Genomic DNA, 22,091 nt, shown 5'->3' on the forward strand with positions numbered 1-22,091 from the left:
ACATAGGAGAAACGTAGAGATGCTGACGACCGGCAAGACGATCCTCGACGTCGCCAACGCGAACAGCTTCGCCGTGCCCGCGTTCAACATCAGCGACTGGGCCATGCTCAAGGGCATCGTGGAGATCAGCGAGGAGAAGGACGCGCCGCTGATCGTCGGGATCCACCCGGACGAGGTGGCGCACATCGGCCGCGAGTTGATCACCGCCATCGCCGAGCGGGCGCACCGCGCGAGCGTGCCGATCGCGATCCACTGGGACCACGGCGCGACCTACGAGCAGATGCTCGAGGCGTTCCAGTTCGGCTTCACATCGGTGATGATCGACGGTTCGCTGAAGCCGTTCGACGAGAACGTCGCGGTCTCCAAGCGGGTCGTCGACTCCGCGCACGTGCTCGGCCTGTCGGTGGAGGGCGAGCTCGGCACGATCGGCGCGAACGACAGCTACGCCGAGGCCGAGGGCGCCGCCACGATCATCTACACCGATCCGGACGACGCGGTCACCTTCGTCGAGCGGACCGGCGTGGACAGCCTCGCCGTGGCGATCGGCACCTACCACGGCTTCTTCCCGGCCGGCGTGACTCCCGAGCTGAAGCTCGACCTGCTCAAGGAGATCAAGAGCGCGGTACGCATCCCGCTGGTGCTGCACGGCGGGTCGAACAACCCGGACGACGAGATCGCCGAGGCGTCCCGGATCGGCATCAACAAGATCAACATCTCCACCGACATCAAGGTGGCCTACCACAACAAGATGCGCGAGGTGCTCGGCAACGACCCGCGGGTGCGCGAGCCCAACGCCATCCAGCCGGCCTGCATCGGCGCCATGAAGGAGGTCGCCGCGCAGAAGATCGACCTGTTCGGCGCCACCGGCAAGGGCTCGCTCTACTGAGATGAGCGACGCGTCCCGGGTAGTCCTCGGTCTCGGCAACTGCGTCGACTACGAGCTGAAGCTGACCGCCGGCGTGCTGTCGCAGCTGGCCGCCGACTACGGCATCGACGACCTGACGCCGCCGGCCGCGGTCGTCGACGAGCGGGATCTGGTGGTGTCGATCCTCGGATACGTGGCGCGCGGCGGGGGCGGCGAGCACTTCGTCGCCTCCGCCGAGGCGCTCACCACCTTCGCCGACCGGTTCCCGCACCGCGCCACCCTCGGCGGCACACCGGTGCGGGCGGGCTACGTGCTGGCCCGGGCCGGCGTGCCGTTCACCCTGCACCTGGTCACCGTCAACGACACCGTGCGCCGGTTGCTGCCGGCCGGCGCCGACTTCGTGTCCAGCGGCGCCGGGGACACCTTCTATCCGCATCTGATCGTGCAGTTCGATCAGGGGCTGCGGGTCGGGGACATCGTGGCGCCCTTCCCCAACCGCCTGATCTATGTCAACGACCCGGCCAACGAGTCGATGGCGCTGACCGACGACCTCGGCGCCCGGCTGAGCGAGGCGCGGGTCTTCCTGGTCTCCAACTTCAACGCCATGCGCGACAAGGACCTGCTCGACCGGCGGCTCGCGGCGCTGCGTGAGCACATGCGGCAGCTGCCGGCGGACGCGGTCACCTATTTCGAGGACGCGGCCTATCACGAGCCCGCGTTCAGCCGCCGGGTCCGCGAGGCGCTGCTCGACCGGATCGACGTCTACGGGCTCAACGAGGACGAGATGCAGTCGTACCTCGGGCGTACCGTCGATCTGCTCTCCGTGCGCGAGGTCACCGAAGCGCTGGCCGACCTGCGCGAGCTCATCCCCGCGCCGGCCCTGGTGCTGCACACCAAGTTCTGGGCGCTGTCGCTCGGCACCGACCACACCGCCGCGGTCGACAACGGCATCGTGCTGGCCGCCACTCGCTATGCGCACGGCGACGACTTCACCGACGCCGACGTCGAGCGGATGCGGCGCTCGCCGCGCCGGCCCGACTCGGTGGCCTTCGCGGCCGGGCTGAGCTCCGACACGATCTCCTGCGTCCCGGGTTTCGCGCTCGACGTCGAGAGTCCCACTACCGTCGGGCTCGGCGACACGTTCGTCGGCGGCTTCCTCGCCGCGCTCGCAGCCCCGAAGGAGCACCGATGACGATCGAGACGTTGCCGGCCAACCAGCCGGAGACGTTCTACCGTGGCGCCGGCCGGATCGCGGAGTTCCGCAACGTGCCGGCGCTCACCGACCGTCCCGAGGACTGGGTGGGCTCGACGACCACCCGGTTCGATCTGGCGCCGTCCGGACTCTCCACGCTGTCCGACGGCCGGCTGCTGGCCGAGGCGATCGCCGCCGCACCGGCCTGGTGGCTCGGTCCGGACCGGACGGACACCGGGATCCTGGTCAAGCTGCTCGACGCCGGCCAGCGGCTGCCGCTGCACGTGCACCCGGACCGCCGTTTCGCGACCACGCATCTGGCCTCGCCGTACGGAAAGACCGAAGCCTGGGTGATCGTCTCGGCCCGGCCCGACGCGTTCGTGCATCTCGGTTTCGCCCGCGACGTGGAGGCCGGGGAACTGGCCGGGTGGGTGAGCGGGCAGAAGACCGAGGAGATGCTCGCCGCGACCAACCGGATCCCGGTCGCGGCCGGCGACGCGATCCTCTGCCCGGCCGGCCTGCCGCACGCGATCGGCGACGGCATCCTGCTGGTCGAGATCCAGGAGCCGACCGACTTCTCGGTGCTGCTCGAATACGAGAACTTCGGCCTGGCCGACGGCCACCTCGGGCTCGGCTACGACCTGGCCCTGCAGTGCGTGGACCGCGGCGGGTGGAGCCCGGCGCGGGTCGAGGGTCTGCGCGGGACCGACCGGCTGCTGCCGGCGGCCGCGGACGAGTTCTTCGCGGCCCGCCGGCTGCGCGGCGTCGACCGGCTCGACCAGGGCTTCAGCGTGCTGGTCGCGGTCGCCGGCGAGGGCCGGCTGACCGGCGCGGAGGACGACCTGCCACTGCGGCGCGGGGACACGCTGCTGATTCCGTACGCGGCCGGCCCGCTCACCCTGACCGGCGACGTGGAGGCGATCCGCCTGGCGGCGCCGGCCTGAGCTCGCCGCGGATCTCGTCGGCGCCGGGCGCGCGGCCCGGTCGATCCCCTCGTCCGGCGCGCCGCCCGGACGGCGGTGCTGCTCTACCGGACCACGGACGCCACCGAGTTCGGCCGGATCTGCCGCGCGGTCGTCCGGGCGCGAACGGGTGGTTCCGCCATCAGCCCCGGAACCGGTGGACGCGGTACCACGCGAACCCGAGCAGGAGTGCCGAGGCCAGCGCGAACACGGCCAGCTCCCACCATTGGAACGTCCAGTAGCGGTCGCCCGGCTGGAACGTGACAGCCTGGTGGTAGTTCCGGCCGATCTGCGTGACGCAGTCGTGCATCTGTTGCCGGACGGCGTCCGGGACCGCACGGGCCGGTCCCCCGCCGCCGTCCTGGCCGAGCGTCGGGCAGGTCGCCCGGAGCACCTGATCGCCGAGCGGCCGGCCGGCGGTGTCCACGACGCGGACGGACTGGATCCAGGCGTCCGGGATCTCCGGCGTCTCCGGGTCCAAGGTGCCCGGTCCGACGCCGAGCAGGATGTTGCCGCCCGAGCCGTAGCCGGTCCGGTCCGGATCGAGCGGCAGCGCCAGCACCCGCGGGTCGGCCGCGAGCGGCCGGATCCACTCGGTCACCACGATCCGGGCGGTGAGCAGTCCGGCCAGGGTCAGCGCCATGGCCGGCAGCGTCCGGCGGGTGACCAGGCCCGCGGCCACGCCCAGGGCGAAGGCGAACAGCGCGTACCCGATCGGGGCGAGGTCGCGCTGGTCGAAGGTGCCGTAGCGGGCCGCCGCCGCGTGGTCGAGCGGCGCCGCCCACCAGGTGACGAGCGCGCCGAGCAGCGCGGTCGCCAGGACGGTCGCAGCACCGGCCACGGCCACCCGGGCCGCCAGCCAGTGGCCGCGGCTGATGCTCTGCGCCCAGACCAGCCGATGGGTGCCGGTCTCCAGCTCGCGGGCGATCAGCGGCGCGCCCCAGAACGCGCCGATCAGCGCCGGCGTCACGATCACGACCAGGCCGACGACGGTCCGCGAGCCGGTGTTGTCCAGGACCAGCTCGGTCAGGGCGGGACAGCGCGGAGCCGGCCCGCAGGCGCGGCGCGCGGCCGCGGCGGCGTCGGCGAGATGCGGCCGGGTGGCCAGGACCACGGCGGCGACGGCGACGAGTCCGATCGCGGCGGTCCAGGCCGAGGTCCGGAACTGGCGTAACGCGAGCCTGATCATGATGCCGCCCGGCCGAGCTCGTCGAGGACCACGCGTTCCAGGTCGGCGGGGGCGGCGCAGAGGTCGGCGATCGCGGCGGCGAGCCGGATCCGGCCCGCGGCGACGACCACCACGTGGGTGCAGGTGTGGGCGAGATCGGCGACCAGGTGTGTGGAGAGCACCACCGCGGCGCCGGAGGCCGTCGCCGCGGCCACCGTCTCGTCCAGGAACGCGCGGCGGGCGAGCGGGTCGAGGCTGGCCACCGGTTCGTCGAGGACCAGCAGGTCGGGCCGTTTCGACAGGGCGAGCGTGAGCGCCAGCTGGGCGCGCTGGCCGCCGGACAGGCGGTCGGCCCGCTGCCGGAGCGGCAGGCCGATGCGTTCCGTACGCTCCCGCGCGGCGGCCGCGTCCCAGCGGTGCGCGTTGAGCCCCGCGCCGAGGCTCAGGTGGTCGGCGACGGTCAGTCCGGCGTACGTCGGGGCGTCCTGCGCGACGAACCCGACCCGGCCGGACCGCATCGCCGCGTCCGGTGTGCCGCCGAGCACCTTGACGGCGCCGGTCGTCGGCGGCAGCAGGCCCACGATGAGCTGCAGCAGGGTGGTCTTGCCGGCGCCGTTCGGTCCGACCAGGCCGACGATCGCGCCCGCGGGGACGGCCAGGGTGCAGTCGCGCAACGCCCACCGCCGCCGGTATCGCTTGGCGAGCGCTTCGATGTGAAGGATCATGCCGCCGATGTCTACGCGGCCGGCGGTGACAGCCCGGTGACATGCGGCCGTCACCGTGCTGTCACCCGGCGGCTGGCATGCTGGGCCGATGCGGGTGCTGGTCGTCGAGGATCACGAGCTGCTCGCCCGGCTGATCGGGGCCGGGCTGCGCCGCGAGGGCATGGCCGTGGACGTGGTGCACGACGGCGGCCGCGCGCTGGAATGCCTCGACCTCGCGCCGTACGACGTCCTCGTGCTCGACCGCGATCTGCCGGCCGTCTCCGGCGACGAAGTGTGCCGGCGGGCCGGCGAACGCGGCCTTCCCGCCCGGATCCTGATGCTGACCGCCGCCGGCACGCTCGCCGACCGGGTGCACGGCCTCGATCTGGGCGCCGACGACTACCTGACCAAGCCGTTCGACTTCCCCGAGCTCGCCGCCCGGGTGCGGGCGCTCGGCCGCCGCTGCGGCCCGCCGGTCCCGCCGGTGCTGCGCTGCGCCGATGTGGAACTGGATCCGGCCCGCCGGACCGTGACCCGCGCGGGACGGCCGGTGGCGCTCAGCCCGAAGGAGTTCGCGGTGCTGGCGCACCTGCTGGTCCGCCCGGGCGTGGTGGTGTCCGCGGAGGAGCTGCTGGACCACGTCTGGGACGAGGCGGCCAATCCGTTCACCACCACGGTCAAGACCACGGTCGGCCGGTTGCGGGTCAAGCTGGGCGAGCCGCCGATCATCACGACGGTCCGCGAGGGCGGCTACCGTGCCGGCGACTGAACTGCCGCGGCTGCGGAACCGGCTCGCGCTGCTCCATGCGCTGGCGGCGGTCGTGCTGGGCGCCGTGCCGGTGGCCGTGGTGGGACTCGGCGCGTGGACCGGCCGGTCCACGCAGACGCCGGGCGCCGGGGCGGGCGGAGACACCACCGGCAACACCGGACCCGTGCTGCTGGCCGTCGCGGTGGGGTTGATCGTGGTGGCGCTCGTCGCGGCGCCGATCGGGTGGGCGCTGGCCGGGCGGGCGGTGCGACCACTGCGGGAGATCGCCGCGGCGGCCGCCGGCGCCACCCCCGATCGGCTGCCCGCACACCGCGAGCCGGGAAGGTACGAGGAGTTCGCCGAGCTGTCCGCCACGCTGGCCGGGCTCTATGCGCGGCTGGACGCCGCCTATGCCGCGCAACGCCGCTTCGTCGCCGACGCCTCGCACGAGCTGCGCACCCCGCTGACCGTGCAGCGGACGCTGATCCAGGTCACGCTCGCCGATCCGGACGCCGACGAGGCGACGTTGCGGGCCGGATACGCGGAACTGCTGCGCATCGGGGAGCAGCAGGAGCGCCTGGTCGCCGGGTTGCTGGCCTTGGCGCAGGGCGCCGTGGCGGCCGTACCGGTGGATCTGGCCTCTCTCGCCTCGGACCTGGTGAAGCTACGCGGCGGCGTCACCATCCGAACCGATCTCCGACCGGCCGTCGTGGCCCGCGCCGACCCGGCGCTGCTCACCAGCCTGATCGGCAACCTGCTGGACAACGCGATCCGCCACAACGTCGACGACGGCCGGATCGAGGTCTCGACGCACACCGCCGGGGCGCGGGCGGTGCTGACGATCAGCAACACCGGCCCGGTGGTGCCGGCGGACGCGGTCGGCCGGATCCTGCAACCGTTCCAGCGCCTCGCCGGGCCGCGCGGGCAGAGCGAGGGCAGCGGGCTGGGCCTGGCGATCGTGCAGGCCATCGCGGACAGCCACGAGGCCGAGCTGCGGGTGGAGCCGAACCCAGGCGGCGGCTTGACCGTGACTGTCGACTTCGCCGCCGCCTGACCCCTCACCGTCCGATGGGGACGGGTGCGGGTGCGGGTTCCGGCTCGTGCGCCGCGATCCAGCGGTGCCCGGCCACCACCGCGACGATCGCCAGCAGCGTGTACGCGCAGACCAGCAACACCCCGAGCCGGTCCTGGTCGGCGCCGCTCACCATGGTGAAGAGGAACGAGCCGCCGAACGCGTTGAGCGAGGCGTGCCAGACCGCCGCCAGCGACCACTGTCCCCCACTGAGCCGATAGAGCTGCAGCAGGATCATCTGGAAGGCCGCGTTGCCGAGCAGGCCCATCAGCCAGGTCGACTCACCGTTCAGCATCAGCGGCAGGTGCCAGCAGATCCGGATCGCGGCGAGGATGGCCCACGTTCCGAGCCAGCCGTGCCGGCGCAGCAGCAGCGGTGCGGCGAAGGCCATCCACGCGGCCTCCTCACCGATGCCGATGAAGACGAGCAGGACCACGAAGTTGAGCGGGATGCCGGTCCACTGCCCGAGCTGGTCCGCCGTCGGCAGCGGTGCCCCGAAGCCGTGGTTGATCAGGACGTTGACGACGTGCACGCCGAGCGGCAGGAGCAGGGCCAGCGCATACCAGGCGGGCGAGGCTCGCCACGAGCGCAGCCGCCGCCACCAGGTGGCGAGGGCGATGCGCCCCTGACAGGCGGCCACCACCAGCGCGGCCACGATCGGGCCGATCGGGTCGTGGCCGGGGTCGGAGCCCAGCCCGAAGGCGGCCGCGATGTAGTTCGACCAGCCGAACAGGCAGGCCAGCACGGTGAAGCTGACGAGCGGATGGTTGCGGATCAGGCGGACGGGACCGGTCATCGGGAAGCTCCCTCAACAGCTCGGCGGGATGCGGTCACGACCGCGGCGAAGTGGTCGGCGAGCCGGCGATGGCCGGCCGGCGGCGCCACGAAGGTGTTGGTGAGCGCGCGGGAGGCGAAGTCGGTGACCTCGCTCAGCCGTGGGTGCACCGGCCGCAGCACCGCCGATCCGGCGGTGAGCGCGCCGGGTGGCACGCGCAGGATGCGCGGCTTGCGCCCCACCGCCGAGAACGCCAGCTCGACGATCTCCCGGCGGGTGAGGATCTCCGGCCCGCCGACCGTCAGCTCGCCGATCTCCTCGTGGTTCAGCGCGTCCAGGCAGGCCTCGGCGACCTCGTCCGGATGGACCGGATTGGTCTGTGCCCGCCCGTCGCCGGGGATCCAGGCGATGCCGCGGCGGGCCATCGTGAGGAACGGGTCGAAGATCGGGAACATGCCGGTCGGCCGGACGATCCCGTACGACAGACCGGATCGGTCCAGTTGTTCGACGACCTCCTCGTGCGCCCGGGCGTAGCCGGTGCCGGCCCAGGCGGGCCGGATCAGCAGCGAGACGTAGACGAAGCGCCGGACGCCGGCCGCACGGGCCGCCCGGATCAGGTTGCCGTTGGCCACCGTGTCCAGGTCGCGGAAGCCGCGGCGGTCGCCGCCGCGGAAGGCCATCGGCGCGCCCAGGCAGGAGACGACGGCGTCGACCCCGTCGAAGGCGCCGCGCAGCGTGTCGGGGCGGGTCGCGTCGCCGAGCAGGACGGTGTCGGCGATGCCGCTCAGCTGCGCGGCGCGGGCCGGGTCGCGGGACAGGCTGGTCACGTTCGCCCCGCTGTGGTGCACTGCGGCCGCGACGGCGCGGCCCAGCATGCCGGTGGCGCCGGCGACCAGCACCGTACGCGGGTCGGTGTCTTCGATCATGGCATCGCTCCTTGCCTGGTGGGTGTGGTGACGTGTTCGTTGCGGACTCCGCTGGCCAGAAAGCGGGAGAACGCCCGGCGCAGCGGAGGGGTTCGGCCGAGCAGGCGCATCGGGCGCGGCAGCCGGACGGCGCCCGCCTGGTCGCGGGATCCGGAGATCAGCCGGCGTTGGACCAGCAGCTGGATCCGCTGGGTCAGGCGGGTGGGCGCAGCCGGCTGAAGTCGCCGACGGTGACCAGGCCGTCGTCGGTCATCATCGCCACCGACCGGGTCCGCTGCTGCGGCAGCCGGTCGAAGTCCGCGATCAGGCCGAGCTCGGCGAGCACCTGCAGCGTCGAGGCGTGGATCGTGTCGCCGCGGAAGTCACGGTGGAAGTCGGGATACTTCTCGAGCACGACCACGTCGACGCCGGTTCTGGCCAGCAGCAGGCCCAGCATGGCGCCGGCCGGACCACAGCCGACGATGCACACATCCGTACGGTCGGGCAGTTGATCGGTGTTCATGGCATCTTCTCCGTCGATCGGGTGGACAGGGCGATGACGTCGTGCCCGAAGTCCCAGAGCAGGGTCAGCAGGCCGCGCAGGGCGGGCTGGTCGGCGCCGGTCAGGGCGAGCACGGTGTGGCGATCGGATGCGCCGGGACTCAGCACGACGCCGGCGTACTGGGCTCGAATCGCTCGGGTGGCGGCCGCGCCGAGCGGGCCCGCCACGGTGATTCGGCAGCTCATGGCTCCCTCCCGTCGCCCTCGGGTGGAGGGCTGTCGGGAAGGACTCTCGGGCTCAGGTGGGTGGGCCGGCTCCACACCGCGGCCGGAACCACCCGGGGTGGTCCGGTCCGGTCTGCTCAGATCAGGCCGAGGTCGTGTCCGTGGCGCACCGCTTCGACCCGGGTGACCACACCGAGCTTGCGGTAGAGGCTCTTGGTGTAGCCCTTCACCGTGTTGATCGACAGGTGCAGCTCGCCGCCGATCTCCCGGGCCGACAGCGGGCCGCGCAGGGCCCGCAGGATGGCCAGCTCGCGATCGGTGAGCTCCTCGACCAGCTCGCGGCGGCTCCGGGCCAGCCGGCCGGCGTCCCGGCCGATGCGCGCGTCGAGCTCGGCCAGGTGGCGGACCACGACCGGGCGGACCGGCTCGGTGTCGGCGACCCGGTGGGCCTCGTCGAGGGTGCGCCGCGCGCCCGGCCGATCACCGGTCGCCCACTGCGCCGCGGCGAGGCTCGCCAGAGCGCCCAGCAACACGGTGGACTCACCCCAGTGCCGGGCCGTCCGGACGGCACGTTCCAGCGTCGCGACGGCCGCCGCCGGCTCCCGGACGGCCGCCAGCCGGCCCTCGGCGAGCCGCACCATCGCCAGCGCCGCAGCCGCCCCCTCGCCCCAGGCCCGCTCGGCCTCGTCCGCCCGCTCCCGCACGGCGGCGCACACCGCGGCGGACCGGTCGGACTCGCCCAACTCGGCCACGGCGAGGGCGAGCAGACCGGCCGTCTGCAGCACCATCAAGGGCGGCAGATCCCGGCGTGCGGGCACCTCCCACGCCCGCTGCAGAACCTCGGCGGCCTCGCCGGTCCGCCCGGCGCCGAGCAGCACTCCCCCGAGTGTGTTGAGGGCGTTCACATGACCCCACCGAGCCGGATCGGTCTCCAGCTCGACGGCGCGGCGGGCATAGGTCAGCGCCGCGCCGACGTCATCCAGGGTGCCGTAGATCGCCCAGGTGCAGTCCGCGTACCCGCGCAACGTGCGCCAGCCGGGCGGGGGCTCGGCGTCGGCGGCGATGTGCGGCTCGGCCCTGCCGAGCCAGTCGACGGCCCGGCCGGGACGACCCGACAGTCCGGCGGCGAGCGCCAGGTCGAGGCAGAGGTGCGGATCGGACTCGACGCCGGGCAGGCCGTCGCTGAGCCGCAGCATCGCGCCCATCGCGCCCCGATCCATGAACCATCGGGTGTGGCTGCGCAGCAACGCCCGGGCCCCGGCGGCGTCGCCGGCCGCGATCCGGTGCTCGACGGCCTGTTCCATCCGGCCCTGCGCGAGGAACCAGTCCGCCGCGCGGCCGAGCAACTCGGCAGGCGCATCCGGCGACGAGTCCGTCAGCTCCCGGCGCAGCACGTCGCGGAACAACCGGTGGCAGCGGAACCACTGCCCGTCCAGCGACGTGAGGAACAGGTCCGCCCGGGCCAGCGCGTCCAGCAGGGCGGACGAGCCGGTCCGCTGCAGCACCGCATCACAGAGCGGGCCGGACAGCCGTTCCAGCACCGACGCCCGGACCAGCAGGTCACGCCCGCCCGCCTCGATGCCGGGCAGCACCTCGCCGGCGAAGTAGTCGAGCAGATGCCGGTCGCCACCGCTGAGCCGGGCGGCGGCCGCGGCCGGGTCGGTCGCGCCGCGCAGGGTCAGCGCGGCCAGTTGGAGCCCGGCCGGCCAGCCCTCGGTGCGTTCCGCCGCCACCCGCGCGGTCGTCACCGGCACCTCGACCACGGCGGAGATGAGCGCCGTGCTCTCGTCCGTCGTGCAGCGCAGCTCGTCGACCCGGATCTCGGCCAGCACGCCGCGGGCGCGCATCCGGGCCAGCGGCAGCGGCGGGTCCGCCCGGGCGGCGATGATCAGATGCAGCGTCGGCGGCAGGTAGTTCAGCAGGAACTCCACGCTCTCCTGGATGACCGGGTCGCGCAGCAGGTGATAGTCGTCGAGCACCAGGACGTGCTCGCCCGGCTCGGCGGTGGCCGCGTTCAGCAACGCCTCGACGGCCAGGCTGATCGGGTCCAGGCCCGGAGCGCGCAGCGCGCTCAGCGCGTCGGTGGCCAGGCCGGGTGCGACCGCGGCCAGCGCCGACAGCAGGTACGTCCAGAAGCGCACCGGCTCGTCGTCGGCCTCGTCGATCGACAGCCACGCCACCCTCGGCGCACGGGCGGGGTCTGCCGCCCAGGCGCTCAGCAGCGTCGTCTTGCCCCAGCCCGCGGGCGCCACCACCACGGTCAGCCGGCAACCGTCGCCGGCGTCCAGCCGCTCGTGCAGCCGGTGGCGGGACACCGCACCCGGGCGCACCGAAGGAACCAACAGCTTTGCCGTCAGCAAAGGCCGGGCTCCCGGGCTGCCCACGTGCGCACCCTACCGCCGCGCGATCCGAGACTCGCCGGGCCGGAAGTCTCAGGACCGGGGTGGCGGGGACGATCGAGAGCACCGTGATCCTGTCTGTTCCCGCGCCGCATCCCGGCACGCGTCTGGTGCACGTGGGCCGCCAGCCCATCTTCGATGCGGCCGGTGACGTCGTGGCGTACGAGTTGCTGTTCCGCGGGCAGATGGACGCGATCGACGCCGGGCGCCGCGACGCGTACGCGACCAGCCAGGTGATCCTCAACGCGTTCGCCGAGTTCGGGGTCGGCGAGGTGGTCGGCGACCGCACCTGCTTCCTCAACGTGACCCGGGAGTTCCTGGTCGGCGAGCTGAGGCTGCCGTTCGGGCCGGACGGTGTGGTGCTGGAGGTGCTGGAGACCACCGAGATCGACGACGACGTGCTGGCCGGCGTGACGGCGCTGGTCGACGCCGGCTATCGGATCGCGCTGGACGACTTCGAGCCCGGCTCCTCCCACGAACGGCTGCTGCCGCTCACCTCGTACGTGAAGATCGATCTTCTGACGATCGACCACGCCCGCCTGGACGCGCTGGTGCGGACCTGCCGTGCCCTGCCGCACGTCACGCTGGTCGCCGAGGGGCTGGAGACCGGCGAGGACCTGGCGCTGTGCGATCGGCACGGCATCGAGCTGCGGCAGGGCTACCTGCTGAGCCGGCCGCAGGTGCTGACCGCGACCGCGCTGACGCCGTCCCGGTTGCGCAGCCTCGAACTGCTCGGCGAGCTCAGCTCGGCGGACAGCGACCTGGACAAGGTGCTGTCGATCGTCTCGGCCGATCCGGCACTCACCCTGCGGCTGCTCCGCGCGACCAATTCGGCCGCCAACGGCCTGCCCAGCCTGGTTTCCTCGGTGCGGCAGGCGGTGGTCCTGGTGGGTCTGACCCAGGTACGCCGGTGGGCGATGCTGATGTCCGTCGAGGAGGCCGCCGGCGCCACCGACACGCAGATGAACGACGCCCTGACCCGGGCGCAGCTGTGCGCCAACGTGGCACCGTCGTTCGACGCGCCGGCCGACGCGGCGTTCATCGCCGGTCTGATCGCGGCGGTGAGCGAGCTGCTCGGCACGCCGGCCGCCGCCCTGGCCCACCAGTTGCCGCTCGACGCGGAGATCCGGATCGCGCTGACCCGGGGCGCCGGGCCGCTCGGGCGGGTGCTGCGGCTGGTCAACGCGTACGAACGCGGCGACCTGACCGAGGCGGCCACCGCCTATCGCGGCGACGACCTGGTGGGCAGCGTGATGGCCGCGATGCGCTGGTCCACGCAGGCGCTGGCGGCGGCCCGATGACCGCGGCCCTGTTCAGCCTGAACGACGAGACCCTGCACGGCGAGCGGGCCGAGCTCCTGGCGAGCGTCGCCGAACTGGAGGCGCGGCCGGTGTCGGCGCTGCGCACGCTCACCGAGCCGGCCACCGCGATCATGCGCCGGGCCGAGGCGCTCGGCGAGACCGAGATCCTGCAGCGCGCCCGGCTGCTGGTGGTCAGCGTGATGATGCGCGAGGGCCGGATCGAGGAGAGCGGCCGCGAGGCGCACCAGGTGCTCGCCTGGGCGCAGCAGACCGGCAGCTCCTATCTGCTCGCCCGCGCGCACCGCGAGCTGAGCATGTTCTACCGGCTGGTCGGCGACGTGTCCTCGGCGCACACCCACGCCGTGCAGGGCGTCTCGCACCTGACCGGCGACGTGCCGCCGAACATCGTCGCCCGGCACCTGCTGACCCTGGCCGTGGCGTCCGACGAGAACGGCCACAGCGCCGAGGGCGACCGGCGCTTCGACGAGGCGCTGGACCTGGCCTCGGCGGTCGGCGACAGCGAGCTGACCATCCACATCCTGAACAACATGGCCTACACCGCGTACGAGCGGGAGAACCAGCCGCTGGCCATCGCCCTGGTCCGGCGGATGCGCGACATCGAGGCCCGCAGCTCGTTCTCGTTCAGCGCCGGCCAGCTCGACACCATCGCCCGGGTCGAGATGATGACCGGCGACTACGACCGCGCGGTGCTCACCCTGCGCGCGGTGCTGGACCCGGACTCGCGGGTGGTCGGCAACGAGGGTGACGCGTTCGCCACCTGCCTGCTTAGCCTGGCCGAGGCGCTGCGGCTGGCCGGCCGCTTCGACGAGGCCCAGCGGTCCCTCGACGACTGCATGGAAATGGCGCAGGAGCGCAGCCTGCGCTCGATCCGCGTGCAGGCCCGCGCGGCGCAGGCCGAGCTCTACGCCGCGACGCGTCGTTTCGAGGAGGCGTACCAGGAGTACCGCGAGTTCCACGCCGAGGCGACCGCGCTGCACTCGCTGGAACGCGAGGCCCGGGCACACGCGCTGCAGGCCGTCTTCGACGCCACCGAGGCGCGCCAGGCCAGCGAGCACTTCCGGGAGATGGCCCACCGCGACGCGCTGACCGGCCTCTACAACCGCAGGTACGTCAACGAGCGGGTGCCCGCCCTGCTGGGCGAGGCCGCACTCGGCAACACGCCGCTGTCCATCGCGATCCTCGACCTGGACCACTTCAAGCGCATCAACGACACCCGGTCGCACGCCACCGGCGACACCGTCCTGCAGCAGGTCGCCCAGACGCTCACCGAGGCGGCCGGCGGTGCGGACATCGCGGCCCGGATGGGCGGCGAGGAGTTCCTGCTGGTCTTCCCGGGCGTCGGCGCCGAGGAGGCCCGCCGCCGCTGCGAGCAGCTGCGGGCACAGATCCACGACTTCGGCTGGGCCCCGATCACCGGAGGCCTGCCGGTGACGGCGAGCATCGGCGTCACCACCTCGCGGGACGGCCGCGACACCCTGGCGGCGCTGCTGTCCCGAGCCGACCACAACCTCTATGCGGCCAAGCACGACGGCCGCGACCGGGTCGCCACCGACCCGCACTGACCGCTTCCGGCGCGCCTAGCACGACCCCGAGGAACAGACCGCGAGGTACGAGCTGCCGGGCCGGGACACGGCTTAGGGTCGACCTGTCGAAATCCCGGGGTGTCGTTCGTCTTACTCCGACGGATCCGATGGAGACGAGGAGGTCGCGATGAAATACATCATGCTGATCTTTCAGGGCCCGGCACTCGAGAAGCAGGCCGCGCTCACCGAGCAGGAGCAGAAACAGGTCTACGCCGACTACCAGGGGATCAACCGGACGCCGGGCGTGACTCCGGGCACGCCGATGGGTCTGCCGGAGAACGCGACCACGGTGCGGGTCGACGGTGGGCGGACGCTGACCACCGACGGGCCGTACGTCGGGATGAAGGAGGCCGTCGGCGGTTTCTTCATCCTCGAGGCCGACGACCTGGACGCGGCCATCGAGGTGGCCGCCCGCGTGCCGGCGGCACGTTACGGCGGCGCCGTCGAGATCCGGCCGTCGGAAGTGTATTGGTAGCCGCGCTCGACGAGGTCTTCCGCGCCGAGTGGGGCCGCGTCCTGGCGGCCCTGATCGGCGTCCTCGGCGACTTCGACCTCGCCGAGGACGCCGCGCAGGAGGCCTTCGCCATCGCCGCCGACCGCTGGCCCCGCGACGGGGTGCCGGACAATCCGCGCGCCTGGCTGATGCGGACGGCGCGCAACCGCGCCACCGACCGGATCCGCCGCGACCGGACCCTCGCCACCAAGCTGGGGCAACTGGCGACCGCCCACCATCCGGACGGGTCCGGTGCGGAGGTGCCGATGACCATCCTCGACGAGCGCCTGGAGCTCATCTTCACCTGCTGTCACCCGGCGCTCGCGATCGAGTCGCAGGTCGCGCTCACCCTGCGGACCCTGGGCGGGCTGACCACCGACGAGATCGCCCGCGCCTTCCTGATCCCGGAACGCACCCTGGCGCAGCGGCTGGTGCGGGCGAAGCGCAAGATCAAGGCGGCCGGGATCCCGTTCCGGGTGCCGCCGGATCACCTGCTCGGCGAGCGGCTCGACGCCGTTCTCGCGGTCGTCTACCTGATCTTCAACGAGGGCTACGGGGGCCGGGACGAGCTCGCGGCCGAGGCGATCTGGCTGGGCCGCGCGCTGGCCGAGCTCCTGCCCGGCGAACCCGAGGTCCGTGGCCTCCTCGCGATGATGCTGCTGCACGACTCCCGGAGCGAGACGCGGTTCGCCGACGGAGAGCTCGTGCTGCTCGGCGACCAGGACCGGTCGCGGTGGAACACCACGCTGATCGCCCGGGGACGCGCCGAACTCGACCGGGCGATCGCCCTGGGCGGCCGCGGGCCCTATGTCCTGCAGGCGGCGATCGCGTCGTTGCACGCCGAGACGCCGTGCGACTGGGCGCAGATCGCCGCGCTCTACGGCGAGCTCGCCCGCCTGACCGCCTCGCCGGTCGTCGAGCTGAACCGCGCCATCGCCGTCGCCGAGACCGACGGCCCGGAGGCCGGTCTGCGCATCGTCGACCGGCTCGGCCTGCACGATTTCCGCTATCTGCACTCGACCAGGGCCGAGTTGTTGCGGCGGCTCGGGCGGATCGACGAGGCGCGCCACGCCTATCGGCGGGCACGGGACCTCACCGACGACGGCGCCGAACGGCGTTTCCTCGACCGGAGGCTGGCCGAAATCGGTCCCACCTGACCCACGAATCCCTTGTGACACAAGGGTTTCGGGCGTTGTCCGGGCCGGTGCTGTTCCCGTCCGGAAGGACCATTACGCCGCCTTCCGGCCTCGCGATAGAAATCTGGCCCGACCAGGAAACTCTCGTGAGGAAGTCGAATGCGCAAACTTCTCGTGACCGCGGCCGCCGCCGTGGCTGTGTTCGCCGCCATGCCCACGGCGACCGCTCAGGCCGCCACCACCGTCGAGTCGGTGATCGGGGTCGGCACCCTCGGCCAGTTCGGCACCCCGACGGCCTATCTGGGCGCGGTCGGCAGCCAACTCGGCCAGCTCGGCGCGTTCACCATCACCTACCCGGACGGCACCTACGTGATCGGCGCGTCGAGCTGCCTCGTGGTCACCGACAAGACCGCCTATGTGACCGGCCGGATCGCCGCGTCCTGGGGCCCGCGCCGCGAGACCAACAGCTGGCAGCGGGGGAACTACATGGTGGTCGGCGTCCAGGACAACGGCAACGGCATCGACGTGGCGGACAAGCTGAACTTCTCGCCCGGCACCGCCGCCAACCCGGGCTGCGGCCCGTACGGCCAGGCCAGCCCCGACTTCTTCATCGTCAAGGGCAACTACCGGGTGACCGACGCCTAGCGGAACACCAGGCCGGCGCCGACCTCGATGACCTGTCCGGTCGTCTTGGCGGCGTCGTCCGACACCAGATAGCGCAGGGTCCCGGACAGATCGTCCGGGACCAGGATGCCCGGGATCGCCTGCACCGCGGTCGCGTTCACCGGCGGCGGGGCCAGTTCGCGCTCGCCCTCGGTGTCGACCGCGCCCGGCGAGATCGCGTTCACGGTGATGCCGTCCCGGCCGTAGGACCCGGCCAGTGACCGGGTCAGCCCGATCAGGGCGGCCTTGCTGGACACGTAGGAAGGCCCGGACGGCCCGCCCAGCCGCACCGTGGCGGACGCGATGTTGACGATCCGCCCCCACCGGCGCTCCGCCATGCCGGCGGCGAGCGCCCGGGCCAGCAGCATCGGGGCGGTGACGTTGACCGCGAAGGTCTGCTGCCACTCGTCGTGCGTCAGGTCGCGGATGTCCACATTAGAAGCCCGGGCGGCGTTGTTCACCAGCACGTCCACCGCGCCGGCGCGCGCCGCCAGATCGGCGACCGCCGCCGGGTCGCGCAGATCGGCCTCCAGCACGCTCGCCTCCGCACCGAGCTTCCGGCACCGCCCGGCGACCGTCTCGGCCTCCCCCGCCGCCGCGACGTGGTGGATCAGCAGGGTGCGCCCGGGCGCGGCCAGCCCGGCGGCGAGAGCGGCACCGATGCCCCGCCGCGCCCCGGTCACGAGTACGCGCATTCCGCCAGCGTAGATCGCCGGCCGGCCAGTCGATCTTCCGTTACGCCTCTGCATCGGCGATTTCGCGCCGATAGGAGGTGGAGAGCTTCGGTCGAGGGCCGGCGAAGGAGGATCGGTGAGGGGTTTGCGCCGACGAACGTGGCCGCAGTGGCGCACGGGATCCATGCTCGGCCACGTGCGCCTGCTGTATCTGGCTTTCTGCCTGATTTGGTCGGTGATCGGGCTTTCCAGCATCCGGGTGTCGGATCGAGCGTCCTGGGTGGTTCCGGCGCTGGCCCTCCTGATCGTGGAGATGTCGCTGCTGCACGGTTACCGGCGCGGGCGCTTCCCCTGGCAGACCTGGATCATCGAGGCGCCGTGCGTGGGCATCGTGGCGGCCGCCTCCGGCTACAGCATCACCGTCGGTCTGCTCTATCTGTGGATCAACTTCCGGGCGCTGTACGGAAACCTCAAGGATCAGCTGCTGGGGGCCGGCTGCGTGATCCTCATCCTGGGCGTCAGCGTCGGCCTCGCCGGGGCTCCGGCGGCCGACTCCACGTCGCTGGCGGTGATGGCGCTCATGGGGATGGCGGTGAACTACACCTTGGCGCGGGGCATTCGCGCGCGGGATCGGGCATCCGCCCGGGAGAGCGTGGTCGCCTCCGCCGGCGCGGCCTTCGCGGCCGTGACGGATCGGCGGGAGGCGGCACAGGCGGCGGCCGCGGCCGCGGCCCGCCTCGACGAGAGCATCAGCGGAGCCGTGGTGACCACCATCGCCTCGGGGTCCATCCGCCTGATCGGGGTCGCCGGCGCGGTGGGCACGGAGGCGCTGGGCCGCTCGATGGACTTCGGCGACCTGGGCCCGGAAGCGGGCGGCGCACTGCGACCCGGCGGGTCCGTGATGATCACCGACGGCGCTGCCGCGCCCTTCGCCGCGCTGGCCGGCGTGCCCACGCCGAGCAGATTGATGCTCGCGCCGCTGGCCGTGCACGGCCAGGTCTTCGGCCTCCTGATCGCGGTGTGCCACCGGCGTCCGGTGGATGACCTGACGGCACCCCTGACGACCCTGGCCGACGAGGCGGCGCTGACCCTTGATCAGCTGCTGAGCCAGTCCCGGCTGCGTGTCGTGGTGGAGAACTCCCCCGATGCGCTCATCCTCGCCGGTGGGGAGGGCGCCATCCGGTACGCCAATCCGGCCGCCGAGCGGCTGCTCAGGAGTGCGACCGAGGACCTGGTCGGCGGCGACGTGAGGCACCTGTTCCACCCCGACGAGCTCGACGCCGCGTTGGCGCCGGGGTCGCCCGGCCCGCTGACGTGCCGGCTGCGCGGGCGCGCGGACCAGCCGTGGACCGAGTTCGAGGTGCTGGTCGAGTCCGTGACCGAACACGACGGCTCCCGGAGCCTCATCGTCAACGCACGCGACATCTCCGAACGGCAGAGGCTGGAGGTGGAACTGCGGCACTCCCAGAAGCTGGAGTCGGTGGGCCGCCTCGCCGCCGGTGTCGCCCACGAGATCAACACGCCGATCCAGTTCGTCGGCGACAACGTCCGCTTCCTCGAGGACGCCTTCACCGAGCTGCTCACGCTGGTCACCGCGGTCAAGGAGCGGCTCGGTGACTCGGACCCGCGGATCGCGGAACTGCTCGGCGACATCGACGTGGACTTCCTGCTCGACGAGATCCCGGCGGCGGCCCGCCAGACGCTCGAGGGAATCGACCGGGTGGCCACGATCGTCCGCGCGATGAAGGCGTTCGGGCATCCCGGCACCGACGAGAAGACCCTCGCGGACATCAACGAGTTGATCGCCAACACGCTGGTCGTCGCGGCGGGTGAGATCAAATACGTGGCCGACGTCGAGACCGAGCTGGCCGAGCTGCCGCTGGTGCGGTGTCACGTCGGGGACATCAACCAGACGTTGCTCAACCTCGTGGTGAACGCGGCGCACGCCATCGACTCGGCCGGCCGGGGCCGGGGCACAATCCGGCTGACGACCTGGCGGGACGGCGACGACGTGGTCATCGAGGTGGCGGACACCGGCTCGGGGGTGCCTCCGGAGATCGCCGACAAGCTCTTCGACCCGTTCTTCACCACCAAGGAGGTCGGCCGGGGAACCGGGCAGGGCCTTCCCCTCGCGCGAAGTCTCGTGGTGGACCGGCACCACGGCTCCATCGGCTTCCGCACCGAGGTCGGCGCCGGCACGGTGTTCACCGTCCGGCTGCCGGTCACCGGGCAGGACCGACCGGCGCACCCCATCAGTCAGCTGGAGGTGGCAGCGGTATGACCGAGAAACCACACGTCGTCTTCGTCGACGACGAGCCGCGCATCCTGGACGGGCTCCGGCGGATGCTGCGACGGGAAACCGCTCGCTGGGACATATCGTTCGCCGCGGGTGCGGCGGAAGCGCTGAGCTTCATGGAGACGAAGCGGTGCAACGTCGTCGTGTCGGACTTCCGCATGCCGGGCATGGACGGCGGGCAACTGCTGAGCCGGGTGCAGGCGCTCTATCCGACGACCGCGCGAGTGATCCTGTCGGGGCAGACGGGCGAGGACGACGTCCTGCGCGTGATCCCGCTGGCCCATCAGTTCCTGACCAAGCCGGCCGGCCGTGATCAACTGGTGCAGACCGTCGAGCGGCTCATCGCGGCCCAGGTCGCGTCCGGAGACGACTCCGCCTGCCGGGACGTCTCCATGGTCAACTCCCTGCCGAGCGCGCCCGGCCTGGTGCTGGAGCTGATCGCGGAGCTGAACGCGGACGATTCTTCCGCGAAGTCCATCGGTGCGATCATCGAACAGGACCCGGCTGCCGCCGCCAAGGTGCTGCATCTGGCGAACTCATCGGCGTCCATGGTTAGTCACGTGATCAGCGACGTGGTCCAGGCCATCGCCCTGCTCGGCACCCACACGGTACGCGGACTCGTCCTGATGCACGACGTCGTCCGGAGCATCGATCCGGGGAAATTGCTGCCCGCCCAGTGGCTGCAGGACCTCACCGATCACTCGGTGCAGACCTCGCACCTGGCGCGGCGCCTAGCCGGGCCCGCGCCGTGGCGCAACGAAGCGTTCACCGCGGGCCTGCTGCACGAAGTCGGCCAACTGGTGCTGGCATCCTCCCGCCGCGACGACTACCCGGCCGTGCTCCAAGCGTGGCGCGCCGACGACCACGGGACCGCGGCCGAGGCCGATCGGCCGCCGCGCGACATGCTCGACGCCGCCGAGCGCGCCGCGTTCGGGACCTGTCACAGCGAGGCGGGAGCGAATCTGCTGACGCTCTGGGGTCTGCCCGCGGCAGTGGTGGAGACGGCGGCCGGCCATGCGGCCGCCGACACGTGGCGATCTGTCCACGACCCGGCGTCCGCCGTCGCCCTGGCGCATCTGGTCGTGGAGAAGGAATTCGGCGCCGTGTGCGGGACCGGCGAGCACGGGCCGGACGTGGCCGAGGACGAACTCGGCGTGCCGGAGCGCGAAGCCATCGACGGTTGGCGGGCTACTTTGCGGCGGTGACCTCGGTGCCGGATGGGTACACCAGCAACGGCTCGGTGACGCCCTCCTCGAGCGACGCGAAGTTGCGCAGGCGGCTCAGCAGGCTGGTGGTCACCTCCTGGCCGGGATTCACCAACAGGGTGCCGGTGCCACCGCGCACCGCCGCGGCGAACACCATGCCGATTCGCAGATCCGCGAGGCTGACCGTGCTGGCCTCCACCTCGGCCTCGTCCCGCACGGATGCGACGAGCGCGTCCAGCAGCACCGGGTCGTAGTGGCCGAGCCGGGAGCGCAACGCCATTCCGGCCACCCCGGGCGGCACGCCCTCGGCGAGGAGAACGTGGAAGTCCTGAACCAGGCGCAACAGGCGCGCTCCGAAGGGGATGTCCTCGCCGGCCATGCCGTCCCCGGGTGGCCCGGATCCATCCCAGTTCCGCCGCGCGTGCCGGATGGCGTCCGTGATCGCGGTCAGCCGCGGAATGGGCGCGATCAACCGCTCGGCCACCTCCGGGATCTCATCCACCATGCGCTGTTCGGCGGCCGTGAGCGGCTCACCCGCGCCCAGCTTCGCCACCACGGCCGGTGGCAACGACACGGCCCCCAGCTGCGACATCATCACGGCGAGCTCGACCGCCCACCGGTCGGCGACCGCCATCTCGTCGAGGACGGCGACCGCGGTGCGCCGCATCCGGGTGGCCAGAACGAAGGCGTCGGGGTTCGCCACCGACAGGACGTCCACCAGGGCGTTCACGCTGCCGCGCAGGGTCTTTTCCAGCAGCTCACGTTCGCCGACAACGAGGCGGTGCTGTGCCACGCAATCACGCAGCGCCCCGGTCATCGTCTCGTGGTCCACCGGCTTCAGCAGCATCCGGAAGATGCCGCCGTCGTTGACCGTGGTCGCCGCGTCGGACAGGTCGGTGTGCCCGGTGAGCAGCATCCGGGTCGCGTCCGGCGCGGCCTTGCGGACCGCGGCGAGGAACTCCGCACCGTTGATTCCCGGCATCAGGAAGTCCGAGACGATGACCTCGAACGGTTCCTCCCGGCCCAGCGAGAACAGCCCGTTGGCCGCGCCGACCTGGGTGACCACGTCGAAGTCGTGGCGCAGTTGCCGGCGCAGGCCGTTGAGCAGGTTGGGCTCGTCGTCGACGAGCAGGACGCGGGGCAGGGTCATCGGCGTGGTCACTTTCGCCCGGGTAAGGACTTATCTGCACAAACTACCCGGTC

20 protein-coding genes and 1 pseudogene are annotated in these 22,091 nt (G+C 72.4%); 12 read left to right on the plus strand and 9 right to left on the minus strand.

Annotation, left to right across the window (positions count from 1 at the left end; genetic code table 11):
- The first annotated feature begins 19 nt into the window (after nucleotides 1–19).
- From ACZ6TI_RS39200 to ACZ6TI_RS39210, 3 genes are read left to right on the plus strand one after another with little or no spacing between them, the layout of a single operon-like run.
- On the plus strand, nucleotides 20–886 hold the full coding sequence (locus ACZ6TI_RS39200) for a ketose-bisphosphate aldolase (RefSeq protein ID WP_465350324.1): 867 nt from the start codon (nucleotides 20–22) through the stop codon (nucleotides 884–886).
- Between the two features lies 1 nt (nucleotide 887).
- On the plus strand, nucleotides 888–2,057 hold the full coding sequence (locus tag ACZ6TI_RS39205) for an ADP-dependent glucokinase/phosphofructokinase (protein WP_465350325.1): 1,170 nt from the start codon (nucleotides 888–890) through the stop codon (nucleotides 2,055–2,057).
- Nucleotides 2,054–3,001 (plus strand): class I mannose-6-phosphate isomerase, encoded by a 948-nt coding sequence (locus tag ACZ6TI_RS39210; protein WP_465350326.1) that lies wholly within the window; start codon nucleotides 2,054–2,056, stop codon nucleotides 2,999–3,001. The genes ACZ6TI_RS39205 and ACZ6TI_RS39210 overlap by 4 nt, the downstream gene beginning before the upstream one ends.
- Before the next feature lie 160 nt (nucleotides 3,002–3,161).
- On the opposite strand, the gene ACZ6TI_RS39215 is transcribed toward ACZ6TI_RS39210, so the two are convergent.
- On the minus strand, nucleotides 3,162–4,208 hold the full coding sequence (locus tag ACZ6TI_RS39215; protein WP_465350327.1) for an ABC transporter permease: 1,047 nt from the start codon (nucleotides 4,206–4,208) through the stop codon (nucleotides 3,162–3,164).
- Nucleotides 4,205–4,912 carry an ABC transporter ATP-binding protein gene (locus ACZ6TI_RS39220; RefSeq protein ID WP_465350328.1) on the minus strand — a complete coding sequence of 236 codons (708 nt, stop codon included), beginning with the start codon at nucleotides 4,910–4,912 and terminating at the stop codon, nucleotides 4,205–4,207. Before ACZ6TI_RS39220 ends, ACZ6TI_RS39215 begins: the two co-directional genes overlap by 4 nt.
- Nucleotides 4,913–5,000: 88 nt before the next feature.
- Between ACZ6TI_RS39220 and ACZ6TI_RS39225 the strand changes: the two genes are divergently transcribed.
- Nucleotides 5,001–5,660, plus strand: a complete 660-nt coding sequence (locus ACZ6TI_RS39225) for a response regulator transcription factor (protein ID WP_465350329.1) — start codon at nucleotides 5,001–5,003, stop codon at nucleotides 5,658–5,660.
- Nucleotides 5,647–6,693: a sensor histidine kinase gene (locus ACZ6TI_RS39230; RefSeq protein WP_465350330.1), complete on the plus strand. Its 1,047-nt coding sequence runs from the start codon at nucleotides 5,647–5,649 to the stop codon at nucleotides 6,691–6,693. The genes ACZ6TI_RS39225 and ACZ6TI_RS39230 overlap by 14 nt, the downstream gene beginning before the upstream one ends.
- 4 nt (nucleotides 6,694–6,697) lie before the next feature.
- Here the strand turns inward: ACZ6TI_RS39230 and ACZ6TI_RS39235 are convergent, their stop codons facing one another.
- The 5 genes and pseudogenes from ACZ6TI_RS39235 to ACZ6TI_RS39255 form a co-directional block, all read right to left on the minus strand.
- A complete protein-coding gene (locus tag ACZ6TI_RS39235; protein WP_465350331.1) occupies nucleotides 6,698–7,507 on the minus strand; it encodes a CPBP family glutamic-type intramembrane protease in 810 nt (269 codons plus the stop codon).
- The gene (locus ACZ6TI_RS39240) at nucleotides 7,504–8,412 is read right to left on the minus strand and encodes an SDR family oxidoreductase (protein WP_465350332.1); all 909 of its coding nucleotides are present in this window, start codon (nucleotides 8,410–8,412) and stop codon (nucleotides 7,504–7,506) included. The genes ACZ6TI_RS39235 and ACZ6TI_RS39240 overlap by 4 nt, the downstream gene beginning before the upstream one ends.
- A gap of 303 nt (nucleotides 8,413–8,715) precedes the next feature.
- Nucleotides 8,716–8,914: pseudogene (locus ACZ6TI_RS39245) on the minus strand (FAD-dependent monooxygenase); the annotation flags it as partial.
- The gene (locus tag ACZ6TI_RS39250; RefSeq protein ID WP_465350333.1) at nucleotides 8,911–9,138 is read right to left on the minus strand and encodes a hypothetical protein; all 228 of its coding nucleotides are present in this window, start codon (nucleotides 9,136–9,138) and stop codon (nucleotides 8,911–8,913) included. The pseudogene ACZ6TI_RS39245 and the gene ACZ6TI_RS39250, both read right to left, overlap by 4 nt.
- Before the next feature lie 116 nt (nucleotides 9,139–9,254).
- Entirely contained in the window at nucleotides 9,255–11,447 is a 2,193-nt protein-coding gene (locus ACZ6TI_RS39255; RefSeq protein ID WP_465350334.1) for a helix-turn-helix transcriptional regulator, read from the minus strand.
- Nucleotides 11,448–11,584: 137 nt separating this feature from the next.
- Here ACZ6TI_RS39255 and ACZ6TI_RS39260 point away from each other — a divergent pair, with 137 nt between their 5' ends.
- The 5 genes from ACZ6TI_RS39260 (at nucleotide 11,585) to ACZ6TI_RS39280 (ending at nucleotide 16,695) form a co-directional block, all read left to right on the plus strand.
- Nucleotides 11,585–12,817 carry an EAL and HDOD domain-containing protein gene (locus ACZ6TI_RS39260; RefSeq protein WP_465350335.1) on the plus strand — a complete coding sequence of 411 codons (1,233 nt, stop codon included), beginning with the start codon at nucleotides 11,585–11,587 and terminating at the stop codon, nucleotides 12,815–12,817.
- Complete coding sequence (locus ACZ6TI_RS39265; protein ID WP_465350336.1) at nucleotides 12,814–14,400, plus strand: tetratricopeptide repeat-containing diguanylate cyclase; 1,587 nt, start codon at nucleotides 12,814–12,816, stop codon at nucleotides 14,398–14,400. Before ACZ6TI_RS39260 ends, ACZ6TI_RS39265 begins: the two co-directional genes overlap by 4 nt.
- 148 nt (nucleotides 14,401–14,548) lie before the next feature.
- On the plus strand, nucleotides 14,549–14,896 hold the full coding sequence (locus tag ACZ6TI_RS39270) for a YciI family protein (protein WP_465350337.1): 348 nt from the start codon (nucleotides 14,549–14,551) through the stop codon (nucleotides 14,894–14,896).
- A complete protein-coding gene (locus tag ACZ6TI_RS39275) occupies nucleotides 14,890–16,071 on the plus strand; it encodes an RNA polymerase sigma factor (protein WP_465350338.1) in 1,182 nt (393 codons plus the stop codon). The genes ACZ6TI_RS39270 and ACZ6TI_RS39275 overlap by 7 nt, the downstream gene beginning before the upstream one ends.
- Nucleotides 16,072–16,209: 138 nt before the next feature.
- Nucleotides 16,210–16,695, plus strand: a complete 486-nt coding sequence (locus ACZ6TI_RS39280; protein ID WP_465350339.1) for a hypothetical protein — start codon at nucleotides 16,210–16,212, stop codon at nucleotides 16,693–16,695.
- Here the strand turns inward: ACZ6TI_RS39280 and ACZ6TI_RS39285 are convergent.
- Complete coding sequence (locus ACZ6TI_RS39285; RefSeq protein ID WP_465350340.1) at nucleotides 16,692–17,408, minus strand: SDR family NAD(P)-dependent oxidoreductase; 717 nt, start codon at nucleotides 17,406–17,408, stop codon at nucleotides 16,692–16,694. The genes ACZ6TI_RS39280 and ACZ6TI_RS39285 overlap by 4 nt on opposite strands.
- Before the next feature lie 175 nt (nucleotides 17,409–17,583).
- Between ACZ6TI_RS39285 and ACZ6TI_RS39290 the strand changes: the two genes are divergently transcribed.
- Both ACZ6TI_RS39290 and ACZ6TI_RS39295 read left to right on the plus strand, forming a co-directional pair.
- Nucleotides 17,584–19,668, plus strand: a complete 2,085-nt coding sequence (locus ACZ6TI_RS39290; RefSeq protein ID WP_465350341.1) for a two-component system sensor histidine kinase NtrB — start codon at nucleotides 17,584–17,586, stop codon at nucleotides 19,666–19,668.
- The gene (locus ACZ6TI_RS39295) at nucleotides 19,665–20,888 is read left to right on the plus strand and encodes an HDOD domain-containing protein (RefSeq protein ID WP_465350342.1); all 1,224 of its coding nucleotides are present in this window, start codon (nucleotides 19,665–19,667) and stop codon (nucleotides 20,886–20,888) included. Before ACZ6TI_RS39290 ends, ACZ6TI_RS39295 begins: the two co-directional genes overlap by 4 nt.
- On the opposite strand, the gene ACZ6TI_RS39300 is transcribed toward ACZ6TI_RS39295, so the two are convergent.
- Nucleotides 20,872–22,038 carry an HD domain-containing phosphohydrolase gene (locus ACZ6TI_RS39300; RefSeq protein ID WP_465350343.1) on the minus strand — a complete coding sequence of 389 codons (1,167 nt, stop codon included), beginning with the start codon at nucleotides 22,036–22,038 and terminating at the stop codon, nucleotides 20,872–20,874. The two genes, ACZ6TI_RS39295 and ACZ6TI_RS39300, sit on opposite strands and share 17 nt — an antisense overlap.
- Nucleotides 22,039–22,091 lie beyond the last annotated feature (53 nt).

Source organism: Actinoplanes sp. NPDC051388, from assembly GCF_055586225.1.